At 71.0% G+C, this 12,550-nt stretch carries 12 protein-coding genes; 7 read left to right on the top strand and 5 right to left on the bottom strand.

All coding sequences use genetic code 11. The features are described 5' to 3' along the window. Nucleotides 1–147: 147 nt before the first annotated feature. On the top strand, nt 148–1,518 hold the full coding sequence (locus KBX46_RS22740) for a glycosyl hydrolase family 18 protein (RefSeq protein WP_099853432.1): 1,371 nt from the start codon (nt 148–150) through the stop codon (nt 1,516–1,518). Between the two features lie 236 nt (nt 1,519–1,754). Beyond that, complete coding sequence (locus KBX46_RS22735) at nt 1,755–2,213, top strand: hypothetical protein (RefSeq protein WP_210793977.1); 459 nt, start codon at nt 1,755–1,757, stop codon at nt 2,211–2,213. Here KBX46_RS22735 and KBX46_RS22730 read toward each other — a convergent pair. Next, nucleotides 2,176–3,063, bottom strand: a complete 888-nt coding sequence (locus KBX46_RS22730; RefSeq protein WP_210793976.1) for a winged helix-turn-helix transcriptional regulator — start codon at nt 3,061–3,063, stop codon at nt 2,176–2,178. The genes KBX46_RS22735 and KBX46_RS22730 overlap by 38 nt on opposite strands. Nucleotides 3,064–3,259: 196 nt before the next feature. After that, nucleotides 3,260–4,327, bottom strand: coding sequence for a DUF4037 domain-containing protein (locus KBX46_RS22725; protein ID WP_210793975.1), 1,068 nt, complete (start codon nt 4,325–4,327; stop codon nt 3,260–3,262). A gap of 121 nt (nt 4,328–4,448) precedes the next feature. Here KBX46_RS22725 and KBX46_RS22720 point away from each other — a divergent pair, with 121 nt between their 5' ends. Next, nucleotides 4,449–4,676 (top strand): hypothetical protein, encoded by a 228-nt coding sequence (locus KBX46_RS22720; RefSeq protein WP_210793974.1) that lies wholly within the window; start codon nt 4,449–4,451, stop codon nt 4,674–4,676. 59 nt (nt 4,677–4,735) lie between these two features. Continuing rightward, on the top strand, nt 4,736–5,662 hold the full coding sequence (locus KBX46_RS22715; RefSeq protein WP_210793973.1) for a 5'-3' exonuclease: 927 nt from the start codon (nt 4,736–4,738) through the stop codon (nt 5,660–5,662). A 76-nt stretch (nt 5,663–5,738) separates the two neighbouring features. Here KBX46_RS22715 and KBX46_RS22710 read toward each other — a convergent pair whose 3' ends face one another. Further along, nucleotides 5,739–6,455, bottom strand: coding sequence for an isocitrate lyase/phosphoenolpyruvate mutase family protein (locus tag KBX46_RS22710; RefSeq protein WP_141909362.1), 717 nt, complete (start codon nt 6,453–6,455; stop codon nt 5,739–5,741). A gap of 42 nt (nt 6,456–6,497) precedes the next feature. After that, a complete protein-coding gene (locus tag KBX46_RS22705; RefSeq protein WP_088948139.1) occupies nt 6,498–6,800 on the bottom strand; it encodes a GNAT family N-acetyltransferase in 303 nt (100 codons plus the stop codon). Nucleotides 6,801–6,927: 127 nt separating this feature from the next. Between KBX46_RS22705 and KBX46_RS22700 the strand changes: the two genes are divergently transcribed. From KBX46_RS22700 to KBX46_RS22690, 3 genes are all read left to right on the top strand, one after another. After that, complete coding sequence (locus tag KBX46_RS22700) at nt 6,928–7,623, top strand: thioredoxin family protein (protein ID WP_210793972.1); 696 nt, start codon at nt 6,928–6,930, stop codon at nt 7,621–7,623. 40 nt (nt 7,624–7,663) lie between these two features. Next, entirely contained in the window at nt 7,664–8,038 is a 375-nt protein-coding gene (locus tag KBX46_RS22695; protein WP_088948137.1) for an MmcQ/YjbR family DNA-binding protein, read from the top strand. A 155-nt stretch (nt 8,039–8,193) separates the two neighbouring features. Beyond that, entirely contained in the window at nt 8,194–11,076 is a 2,883-nt protein-coding gene (locus KBX46_RS22690; protein WP_210793971.1) for a glycosyl hydrolase, read from the top strand. Between the two features lie 89 nt (nt 11,077–11,165). On the opposite strand, the gene KBX46_RS22685 is transcribed toward KBX46_RS22690, so the two are convergent. Next, a complete protein-coding gene (locus KBX46_RS22685) occupies nt 11,166–12,539 on the bottom strand; it encodes an endo-1,4-beta-xylanase (RefSeq protein ID WP_210793970.1) in 1,374 nt (457 codons plus the stop codon). Between the last annotated feature and the right edge of the window lie 11 nt (nt 12,540–12,550).

The following is a 12,550-nucleotide window of genomic DNA, read 5'->3' as shown; positions in this document are numbered from 1 at the left end:
TCCATCGACGTTGATTGACGCGCACAGTTAACACTCTTTAAGATTTGGCTGCCTCGAGGCCCACCCGTCCCTGCATCCCCCCGCACCTCCCGCCCGCGACAACCCTGCGCGGGTGGGCGTCGTCCCCCGCCCACGGGAAGGCCCCCGATGTCCTCACCACTGCGCCGCGCCCTCACCGCCGGCCTCCTCGCGCTGGCCACCGCCGGCGCCACCCTCGCCATCACCCCCACCGCCGCGCAGGCCGTGGTGCTGCCGAACAACTTCAAGAGCGTCGGCTACATGCCCTCCTGGGCCGGCAACGTCAACACCATCCAGTACAACAAGCTCACCCACATCAACTACGCGTTCGTGCTGCCCAACAACGACGGCAGCCTGCGTGCGGTCGAGAACCCGAGCAAGCTCTCCTCGCTGGTCTCCCTCGCGCACGCCAACAACGTCAAGGTGTCGATCGCCGTCGGCGGCTGGAACGACGGCAACGACTCGGCCTTCGAGGCCCTGGCCGCCAACTCCGGCAGCCGGACCACCTTCGTCAACAACCTGGTCAACTTCGTCAACCAGTACAACCTGGACGGCGTCGACATGGACTGGGAATACCCCGACCCGGGCGCCTCGGCCAACAACTACACGGCGCTCATGACGCAGCTCGGCAGCGCGATGCACAGCCGCGGCAAGCTGCTCACCGCCGCCGTGGTCTCCGAGGGCTACTCCGTCGACGGCGTGCAGACGGCCGTGTTCAACCAGGTCGACTGGCTCAACATCATGGCGTACGACGGCGGCAGCCCGCACGCCAACTACGACTGGTCGATCAACAGCATCAACCTGTGGAAGGCCCGGGGCCTACCGGCCAGCAAGGCCGTGCTCGGCATCCCGTTCTACAGCCGCCCCGGCTACTTCACCTACTCGGCACTGGTCGCGCTGGACCCGGCCAACGCCAACCGGGACTGCACCACGGCCGGTGGCGCCCAGCAGTGCTACAACGGCATCCCGACGGTCAAGCGCAAGACGCAGTGGGCACTCGCCAACGCCGGCGGCGTGATGAACTGGGAGTTGTCGCAGGACACCACCGGTTCGACCTCGCTGGTCAGCGCGATGTACGACACGATCATGGGTGGCACCACCCCGCCGCCGACCGGCCGCACCGGGCGGATCACCGGCATCGGCGGCAAGTGCGTCGACGTGGCCTCGGCGAGCACCGCCAACGGCGCCCCCATCCAGCTGTGGGGCTGCAACGGCACCAACGCGCAGACCTGGACCGTCGCCAGCGACAGCACGCTGCGCGCCCTCGGCAAGTGCGCCGACATCACCAACGGCTCGACCGCCAACGGCGCGAAGATCCAGCTCTGGGACTGCAACGGCAGCGGCGCGCAGGTCTGGCAGTCGCAGTCCAACGGCACGCTGCGCAACCCGCAGTCGAACAAGTGCCTGGACGCCAGCGACAACAGCTCCGCCGACGGCACCCGGCTGCAGATCTGGGACTGCTTCGCCGGCGCCAACCAGCGCTGGACGCTCCCGGCCTGACGGTTCGGACGCAACGATCCCCGGTCGACGCCCCCGCGTCAGCCGGGGATCGTTGCGTGCTCGCGAGCCAGGGCAGGCAGGGTCATCGGATGGGTGAGCAGCGGCAACGGCGTACGCGCTGACGTCTGCGAGCAGGTCACGCCGTTGGCAGCTAGAGTGACCCGACCCTGCGGCCGATCATAGATGTGGACCGATCGGGCTCGGGCCGGACGCTGCCGACCGACTGAGGACGTGCAATGGGATCCAGATTCCAGCGGGTCGTGCACCGCGGGCAGTGGTCGGCCCCGACCGTCATCCCGATCCTGCTCATCTGCGTGAGCATCGCCGCCGGCGGCGGTCTGGTGTTCGGCGCGTTCGTTCTCTTTGCCATACCGCTCGGTCTGATACTGGCCGTACCCCCGACCGTGGGCCGGTACGTGGGGAGGATGAAGTCCAGCTCCGACGTCACGGTGTCGTACGCCGTCTGCACGATCGGGGCGTGGGTGGGGTGCCTCATGCTCGGGGTCGCGATGACCGCGCAGCCGTTCCACAGCTCTGGCCCGAACCTCGTCCCCCCGATAATGACCATGGCCGGTGCCATCTGCATCGCGCAGGTCGCCACGGCTGTGCTGGCTCGCAGACGGACCAGCGCTACGGGTGCCCGGTCGACGCCCCGCGTCAGCCGGGGATCGGTGCGTGCTCGCGGACCAGGGTGAGCATCTCCTCCACCGAGCCGGCCGGGTCGGTGACCGGGAACTGCACGGCTCGCACCACCGCCTGCGGGTCGACCAGCAGCGTCAGCCGCTTGAACCGGGTCATCCCGCCGGCGCGGAAGACGGGCAGCAGCAGCCCGGCGGCCAGCCGGCCGTCCTGGTCGGACAGCAGCGGAAACGGCAGCCCGGCGTACGCGGAGAAGTCGGCGAGCTGGTCCGGTCGCTGCGTGCTGATCCCGTAGACCCGTACCCCGGCGGCCTGGAAGTCCGGGTGCCGCTTCGCGTAGGTGGTCGATTCGAGGGTGCAGCCCCGGGCACCGGGGATCTCCGACCAGGCCGGCGGATAGCCCTGCGTCCCCGGCGCGTACGCCCCGGGGAAGAGGTAGAGGACGCTCCACTCGCCCGTCGCGGCCACCGACACCGGCTGACCGTCGGCACCCGGCAGCACGGCCTCGGGCAACCGCCGCCCGATCAGGTCGTGTGCCCGGCGCGCCTCGGCAGACCCGACGTCGGCCGTCGCGGTCAACTCTCCATCACCCATCAGATGCCTCGTCCCCCAGTCCTGCAGGGCGATCAGCACCGGCAGGAGCCCCTCGCCCTTCGCGGTGAGCAGGTAGTCGTAGCGCGGCGGGTGTCGTGAGTACGGCTGGCGCTCCAACACACCGTGCTCGACCAACGCGCCGAGGCGCTCGGTCAGCGCCCGTCGGCTGACGCCCAGCTCGCGTTGCAACGCGTCGAAGCGGGTCGTCCCGCCGGCGACGTCGCGCACGATGAGGAACGTCCACCAGTCCCCCAGTACGCCGAGCGCCTGCGCGATGCCGCAGTCCGCATCGGCAAGATCCTCTCGCCGCACCCGCTACCTCCGTTGCTCCCGCTCCGACTATAGTCCGTTCCAGTTTGGAACGCGCTGGCTCGGCGAACGGGGGACGGCGACATGCACGTCGACGAACGGGCCGGGGTGTTCTGGCGCTGGTGGACCGCCGGCACGACCAGCATGGTCGGGTCGGCGGTCGGCGGTCGGTGTCGGGGATCGGTGACCGGGCGGCTGATCAGACGCTGCCGGCGATCCGGCGCACCCGGGCCGCGTCGGTGAGGACATCGACGCTGTGCACGTACTGGTCGACCGCGCCCACAAGCGGCCGGTCACGCAGCGCGGGGTCGGTCACGGCGGCACTCAGCGCGGCGGCGATCCGCTCGGCGCGCAGCACCAGGAAGGGGCGGCTGTGGAACGGCCGCGCCCGGGCGCGCACGGGCACCGCGAGACGCGTCTCGTCGGTCCATCGGGCCACCGTCTCCAGGGCCTCGACCAGCCCCGCCTGACGCCGCGCCCAGTCGCCCGGGCCGAGCGCGTCGGCCAGCGCCACGACCACCGGCTCGGCGTCGTCCAGCCGGCCGAAGACCGTGCCGAGCCACTTGTCGTACGGCGGCCAACGCTGGTGCAGCAGCAGACCGAGCCGCATGAGATCCCGGGCCAGCCCGGCGGTCACCACCCGGCTGCCCAGCTCGTCACCGACCTCGGCACACCGGCCGGGCAGGTGCTCCGCCTGGGCGATCCGGGTCCAGGCGGAGGCGAGCACGTGGCGCCACACGTCCGTCGGATACCAGCTGACCGCCGTACGCCGGGCCGTCAGCGCCCCACTGAGACCGTCATGGAAGACCGCGCCGCCGGTCACCTCCGCCAGCCGCTGGGTCGGGGTGGCGAGCCAGTCCGCCGTGGTGACCCCGGCGGCCGGGTCGAAGCCGAGCCGGTCGCGCCACCAGCCGGCCAGTTCGGCGACGTCGACCCCGTGCCGGCTGCCCGCCGGGTCGGAGACGCCCAGCCGCCCGTCCTCGCCGACGAAACGGGTCGGCCAACCCAGAAACTCCACCGGCAGGTCGGCGTCGAGCGCGGCGCGCAGCGCGGGGACCCGGGCCGCCTCGGCTGCCGGGACGAACAGCTGCACGCGTGGCCCCCAGTCGTGGTCGGTGGACCGCACGGTGTCCAGGCCGAGCAACTCCGAGCCGCCGTCGAGCAGTCCGGCCGCGTACGGCAGGTCGGGACACCGGCGGCGCAGGATCGGCGCGACCACCTCGTCGTGGTAGCGACGGGCCAACGTCAGGCCGGGAAGAAACGCCATACCGGCAGTCTGCGCCGCGCGGCGACCAGCCCGCACGGTCGTTTTCCGGCCCGGCGCGTCTCCCGCGGCCCTAGCCTGGGATCGGGGTCCCGCGCGGGCGACCCCGACCGGGAGGACCGACGTGGCAGGGAACGAGGCGAACCGGGCGGCGACACGCCGTCGCCGCCAACTGTGGGCGGGAGTCCTCGCGCTCGTCGGCCTGGCTCTGCTGATCGTCGGGCTCACCGTCGCCGACGGCGTCGCGGCCTGGGTCGAGGTGCTGGTGGCGATCCTGCTGCTGGTGACCAGTTACGTCGTGCAGCACCTGGCCCGGCGGGAGACCGTCTACCGGCACGACGACCAGCGCTGACAGCACCGGGCGGCCGGGGGTACCCCGGATCGTCGGACGGCTGTGCCAGGCTGTCCGGCGTGGCACACCGACCCCCGATCCTGCTGATCGACGCAGCGAGCCTCTACTTCCGGGCCTACTTCGGCATTCCGGAGTCCGCCGCCAAGGCCGAGGACGGCACCCCGGTCAACGCGGTGCGCGGTTTCCTCGACATGCTCGCCACCCTGATTCGGGTGCGGGGCGCCGACCGGATGGTCTGCGCCCTCGACTACGACTGGCGCCCGGCGTGGCGGGTCGACCTGCTGCCGTCGTACAAGGCGCACCGGGTGGCCCCGCAGGGCGGCGAGATCGTCCCGGACACGCTCTCCCCGCAGGTGCCGATGATCCTGGAGGTGCTGACCGCCGTGGGCATCACCGCGGTCGGCGCTACCGGCTACGAGGCCGACGACGTGCTCGGCACGCTCTCGGTGACCCAGCCCGGCCCGGTCGAGGTGGTCTCCGGCGACCGGGACCTGTTCCAGCTCATCGACGACACCCGGCCGGTCCGGCTGCTCTACGTGGGGCGCGGCGTCGCCAAGCTGGACGACTGCGACGACGCCGCGGTGCGGACACGCTACGGCGTCCCGGCCGACCGGTACGCAGACTTCGCCGCGCTGCGCGGCGACCCCAGCGACGGGCTGCCCGGGGTCGCCGGTGTGGGTGAGAAGACCGCCGCCCGGCTCATCGAGCGGTACGGCAGCATCGCCGGCATCCTGGCCGCGCTGGACGACTCCGACTCGTCCTTCGCACCGGGCCTGCGCACCAAGCTGGCCGCGGCCCGCGACTACCTGGCCGTGGCGCCGACGGTGGTCCGGGTCGCCCTGGACGTCCCACTGCCGGAGCTGCCCACCGCGCTGCCGACCGCCCCGGTCGATCCGGAGCGGCTGCTCGACCTGGCCGGACGGTGGAACCTGGCCGGATCGACCCGCCGCCTGGTGGACGCCCTCGCCGCCCGCGCCGACGCCTGACCGACCACCGCGCGGCTGGCGCCCGACCGATCGCCGCGCGGCTGGCGCTTGATCACTCCCGGGGCGGCGGGCGGGCTCAGGCGCGCAGTCGTGCCGCGAGGTCGCCGACCGCTCCGATGGCGTACCGCTGCATGGCCGGCCCGAAGGTGATGCGCGTCGCGCCCCAGCGCGCCAACTCGGCCACGGACTCGCTGTCCGCGCCGGCGACCATGTTGATCGGGCCGGTGATGCCCTCGCGCAGCACCGGCAGCAGCTCCGGCGGCGCCAGGATGGGGTACACGCAGTCGGCGCCGGCGGCCGTGTAGAGGCGGGCTCGTGCCACCGCGTCGGCCGGGTCACCCGCGCCGACCAGGAACGTGTCGACGCGCGCGTTGATGACGAGCGCGTCGCCAGCCTCCGCGCGCACCTCGGCCAGCCAGTCCGCGTGCCGCTGGGGATCCTTCAGCGTGGCGCCTCCCTCGGAGTCCTCCAGGTTGCAGCCGACGGCGCCCGTCTCCAGGAGCCGCCCGACCAGCTCGCCGGGGGTGAGGCCGTACCCGCCCTCGACGTCGGCGGACACCGGGACGGAGACGGCCCGGACGATCCGCGCCACCGCGGCGAACATCTCGTCGGGCGGGGTAGCGCCGTCCTCGTAGCCGAGCGAGGCGGCGACCCCGGCGCTGGGGATGGCGAGCGCGGGATAGCCGGCCTCGGCGAAGGCCAGCGCGCTGGCCGCGTCCCAGGGACCGGGGAGGACGAGCGGGTCTCCGAGGGCGCGGCCGTGGTGCAGCGCCCGGAAGGTCTGAGCAGTCATCGTGCACGTCTCCCGACGGGATGAAGGGCGGAAGGGGCCGGTCTACTTGACCTTGCGGGTCGAGCGGACCACGATGCCCTCGTACTCCGGGTGCTTGACCAGCCAGTCGGCGAGGAACGGGCAGATCGGCACGACGGTTCGGCGCTTGGCGCGCGCGTCGTCCATCACGGCGCGAGCCAGCGTCGACCCGACGCCCCGGCCCTCGAACGCCGGGTCGACCTCGGTGTGGGTGTAGGCGATGATCGAGCCGGTCAGCTGATAGGTGACGAACCCGGCGACCACGCCTGCCTCGTCGCGCGCCTCGAAGCGCTCCCGCTCCGGCGCGTCTGTCACGGTGAACTGCACCCGACCATCCAACCACCCGCGCCGGTGACGCCTCCCAAGAGGCCAGCAGGAGACACCCGCCGCGCATTGTCCGGGCCGGAACGGGAAACGCAGCGCCGCAGCCGGCACATGGGAGGAGACACGCCACATGACGAACCCATCGACGGACGGCGGCTTCGCGGTCGTGGAGATGTTCACCTCACAGGGCTGCTCCAGTTGCCCTCCCGCCGAGGAGTTGCTGACCGAGATCGAGAGTGACGCCCGGGAACGGGGTCAACCTGTCTTCGGCCTCGGGTTCCACGTCGACTACTGGGACGATCTGGGCTGGCCCGACCAGTTCGCCGACGCTGCCTACACCGCGCGGCAGGAGGCGTACGCCCGGGCCTTCGGCTCCGGACGTCTGTACACGCCGCAGATGGTCGTCAACGGCACCGTCGAGTTCGTCGGGTCCGATCGTCGACGGGCGGCCGGTGCGATCGCGTCCGCCCTGGCCACGACCGCCGCCACCACCCTCACGCTGTCCGCACCGGACGTCGGCGGGCCGCGGGTGGTGCTGGACTACCAGGTCGATCAGCCACCGGAGGGCGCGGTGCTGAACGTGGCGATCGTGCAACGCGGCCTGGACAGCGAGATCGCCCGGGGGGAGAACGCCGGGCGGACGCTACGGCAGGACAACGTCGTACGGGCCTTCACGTCGGTGGGAGCGGACGCCGAGGGCGGGCGGATGGAGCTGACGGTGCCGCCCGATCTCGATCCGCGCGGTGCCATGGTCGTCGGCTACGTGCAGGAGAGCGGCACCCGGGCCGTCATCGGGGCGACCGCTATCGGCCTGTCCACCGCGTAATCTCGGCACATGCGGACGGTACGCGGTGTGAGGGGTCCCGGTGGTTGACGCGGAGGACGTACGCCGGGTGGCGCTGGCCCTGCCGCACGTGGTGGAGATCGCCAGTGACGGCTTCGATTTCCGGGTGGCCGACAAGGGCTTCGTCTGGTCCTATCCGGAGCGGGTGCCGGGCCGGCCGCGGGTGATCCGGCTCGACATCGCCGTGCTGTTCGTCGGGGACGAGGCGGAGAAGCAGGCTCTCCTGCTCGGCGAACCGGACGTCTTCTTCACCGCGCCCGGTTACGACGGCCTGCCCCTGGTGCTGCTGCGCCTGGCGGAGATCGACCTCGAACGCCTGGACGAGCTGGTGACGGACGCGTGGCGGATGCGCGCGCCGGAGACGCTGCTGAGCGAGCGTGAGGGCGCCGGCAAATAGCGACATCAGTACGCAACAGGATGGACACATTGACGGGGATCTAGGTGCTCCACTACCGTGGCCGTGAGAGCGCTCTCTCACCCGACCTTCCCCCCAATTCAGACGCAACGCGTCGGAGCCGGCAAGGGCCGCACCCGACGCGCGATGGAGGCACCATGAAACCTCCCGTCCCCCACCGCCGATGGGTCCTGGCCGCCACCACCGCGCTGGCCCTGATCGTCGGCGGCCTCGCGATCCCCGTCACCCGCGCCGCCGAAGCCGCGCCCGTCGGCGCCGGCAGCTACACCACCACCCCCGTCGGCCCGCTGCCGAGCGGGTGTGGCGCGATGTCCAGCAACCCCCGGCAGTTCGCCACCGCCAACGCGCCCACCGGTCCGATACCCACAAACGACTGGTGGTCCTCCCTGCTGTGGAAGCGCACCGACTGCTCCTTCAGCGAACCGCTGCACGCCCACCCGATCTCGTACGACACCTTCGGTGACGGGCTCGGCTTCTCCGCCAACTCCACTCCCGCCATCAGCGGCACCGCCACCGGCGTCGGGGAGTTCCACTACCCGTACGTGCAGGACATCCGGGTCGGCGTGGCCGGGCTCGCCGCTCCCCTGGTGAAGGTCGACGGCTGGACGGACTGGACGGTCAGCCCGCACTGGAGCGACGGCACGCGCACCATGCGCGCCACCATCGGCCACGGTCTGCCCTTCGCGTACTTCCAGACCACCGGCGGGAACGCGCAGATCAGCACCGCCGGCACCCCCGACGTCTGGTCCAACAGCGGCGCCACCATCGGCTTCCGGGTCAACGGCCACGACTACGTCGGGTTCGCCCCCAGCGGCGCCAGCTGGACCGTGGCGTCGGGCCGGATCTCGTCCACCCTGGCCGGTCGCGGCTACTTCTCCGTCGCCCTGCTGCCGCCGACGTCCAGCGCGACCGAGCGCGCCGCGCTAGCCGCGACCTACGGTCAGTACGCGCACGCCCACGTGACCGGCACCCAGGTGTCGTACGCCTACAACCCCGCAACCAGCGGCCTGACCACCACGTACGCGTTCACCACGACTGCCCGGGAGGGCACCGCCACGCAGACCGTGGTGAGCCTCTACCCGCACCAGTGGAAATCGCTGAGCGGCTCCACCGCGATCACGCCGACCTACCCGTCGGCGCGCGGCCGGATGAAGGTGCTCACCGGCGTCAACCAGTTCCGCACCGCCATGAAGTTCCAGGGCATCCTGCCGGAGCTGCCGGCCGTCGGTGACGGCAGCGGTGGTGACCTGTCGACGCTCACCGGGCACCTGGCCGCCACCCGCGCCAACCCGATGGACCAGCGGGGCAACGACACCTACTGGACGGGCAAGGGCCTCGGCCGCGCCGCGCGGATCGCCGAGATCGCCGACCAGGTCAACGACACCACGACGCGCGACAGCGCGCTGAACGCGATCCGCAGCACGCTCACCGACTGGTTCACCGCGTCCAGCGGCAAGACCAGCAGGGTCTTCTACTACGACAACACCTGGGGCACCCTGATCGGCTACCCGGCGTCGTACGGGTCCGACCAGGAGCTCAACGACCACCACTTCCACTACGGCTACTACATCGCCGCCGCAGCGACCCTGGCAAAGTTCGACCCGACCTGGGCGGCCAGCAGCCGTTACGGCGGCATGGTCGACCTGCTGATCCGGGACGCCAACAACTACCGTCGCGACGACACCCGCTTCCCGTACCTGCGGGACTTCGACATCTACGCAGGCCACGACTGGGCGTCCGGGCACGGCTCGTTCGGCTCCGGCAACAACCAGGAGTCCTCGTCGGAGGGGATGAACTTCGCGAGCGCCCTGATCCAGTGGGGGCAGACGACCGGCGACACCGCCGTCCGCGACGCGGGTGTCTTCCTCTACACCACGCAGGCCGCGGCGATCCAGGAATACTGGTTCGACGTCAGCGACCAGAACTTCCCCGCCGCGTTCGGGCACTCGACGGTCGGCATGGTCTGGGGTGACGGCGGCGCGTACGCCACCTGGTTCAGCGCCGAGCCGGAGATGATCCAGGGCATCAACCTGCTGCCGGTCACCGGCGGTCACCTCTACCTGGGCAACAACCCGGCGTACGTGCGGACCAACTACGCCGAGCTCGTCCGCAACAACGGCGGACAACCGACGGTGTGGCAGGACATCCTCTGGCAGTTCCAGGCCCTCGGCGACCCCGACGCGGCGCTGGCGAACCTCCGCGCTAACCCGGGCTACACCCCGGAGGAGGGCGAGAGCCGGGCGCACACCTTCCACTGGATCCGCAACCTCGCGGCCCTGGGCAATGTCGATACGACGGTGACCGGCAACCATCCGCTGTCGGCGGTCTTCTCGCGCAACGGTGCCCGCACCTACGTGGCATCGAACCCGACCGCCGCGCCGATCACGGTGACCTTCTCCAACGGCACCACGCTCACCGTGGGAGCCGGCAAGACGGCCACCACCGGGGCGTACACCTGGAGCGGCGGCAACGCCGCCGGCGGCGTTCCCCCGACGACGCCGACGGACCCCCCGCCGACGGACCCCCCGCCGACGACCACCCCGCCGCCGGCCACGGGCGGTCCGACGCGGTACCTGCTGCCCGGAGGCGGGTTGGGCGCCGCCGGTGGCGCAGCCACGACGACTGTCGCGGCGGCAAACGGCAACCACGACGGTACGCCCACCAACGCGCAGGTCTTCACGGCCAGCGGCCTCAACCTCACCTACTCCGGCGGGCAGACCACGTTCGACCTGTTCGTGGACGCCGGGACGGCGGTCGGCAACGGCGTGCAGGTGCGGATCTCCTACGACCTCACGGGCAACGGCAGTTGGGAGCGGGTGGAGACCCTGCGCTACTTCGCCACCGACCCGGTCCCCGGGTACGAGCACTACACCCAGAACGCCGGCCTGTCCTCGGCGACCGGCACATTGGGCGCACTGAGCAACGGCACGGTCCGGGTGGAGGTCTGGTCGGCGATCGGCAACAACCCGAGCACCGTGGGCATCGGCAACCAGTCGGTGCTGCGGCTTCCGTACTCCTGATCGATCCGCACGGCGCGACCTGATGTCGGCCGGTGCGCAGGACCGTCGTGGTTCTCCGCACCGGCCGACGTCAGTCGGTCATCGTGTGCTCAGGAAGCGGTGCAGGTGGGCGTCAGGCCGGAGGCGCTGCCGTTGCCCTGGAAACCGAACTCGGTGACCTGGCCGGCACCCAACCGACCGTTGTAGTCCACGTTGGTGAACCGGACCGTGCCGGTGGTGCCACTGGCCGTCGCACTCCAGGTGTTGGTGACACTCGCGCCACCGGGAAGCGCAACGCTGACGTTCCACCCGTTCGTCCCGGCGGAACCGGCGGTCACCTTCACGGTGACCACGAACCCACCGGTCCACGAGTTGACCGACACCGACGCCGAGCAACCGTCCGGCGTCCCCGGCGGCGGGGTCGTGGGCGGCGGGTCGGTGGGCGGCGGGGTCGTCGGCGGCGGGTCCGTGGGGATGCCCGGGCCGGCGTTGAGGGCGTTCAGGACGGCCGTGTACGCGGCCTTCTTGTTGCCGTTGCAGTCGAAGAGCAGGGCGTTGTCCGAACCCCGCCACGAGTCACAGTCGCGCACGCCCCAGGTGGTGATGCCGGTGCAACGCGAGACAGCCAGGCAGGCACGGGTGACCGCACCGTAGATGCTGGCCTGGTTGCCGCCGGTCATCACATCCAGCTCGGTGATCTGCACGTCCACACCGAGATCGGCGAAACGCTGCAGATTCGCCTGGTAGTCACCGGCCAACGACGTGCCCAGGTGCGACTGGAAACCCACACAATCGATCGGCACACCACGGGACTTGAAGTCCCGCACCATGTTGTAGATGCCCGTCGACTTCGCGTTGATCCCATCGGTGTTGTAGTCGTTGTAACACAACTTCGCACCCGGATCCGCCGCCCGCGCCGCCCGGAACGCCGCCTCGATCCAGTCGTTACCGGTGCGCTGCAGGTTCGAATCACGACGCCCACCACTGCCACCGTCGGCGAACGCCTCGTTCACCACATCCCACGAATGGATCTTGCCCCGGAAATGCGTCGCCACCTGCGTCACATGGTTGATCGCCGCGTTCCGCAACGCGCTACCCGACATCCCCTGCGCCCAGCCCGGCTGCTGCTGATACCACAACAACGCATGACCCCGCACGCTCATCCCGTTGGCCTGCGCATGACTGACCAACCGATCACCACCGCCATAGTTGAACTGACCCTGCTGCGGCTCGGTGGCGTCCCACTTCATCTCGTTCTCGGCCACGACACTGTTGAACTCACGGTTCAGGATGGTCGTGTACGCACTGGTGGAGAGCTTGCCCGTCGCGACGGCCGCACCGAAATAGCGGCCCTTCTCCGCCGCCGCGGCCCGCAGGGTCGTGCCAGCGCTGGCCGCGGTGGTCATCGTCAATGTCATTCCGGCTGCCAGGGCGCCGGCCACTGCGAGGGTCACCGCCGCTCGCAGGGCTCGTTTGTGGTTCATGCGACTTCCTT

The sequence above is a fragment of the Micromonospora sp. C81 genome, from assembly GCF_018070425.1.
Classification (GTDB): domain Bacteria; phylum Actinomycetota; class Actinomycetes; order Mycobacteriales; family Micromonosporaceae; genus Micromonospora; species Micromonospora zamorensis.
The sequence above is the reverse complement of the archived record's forward strand: the minus strand, read 5'-3'. Positions and strand labels throughout refer to the sequence as shown.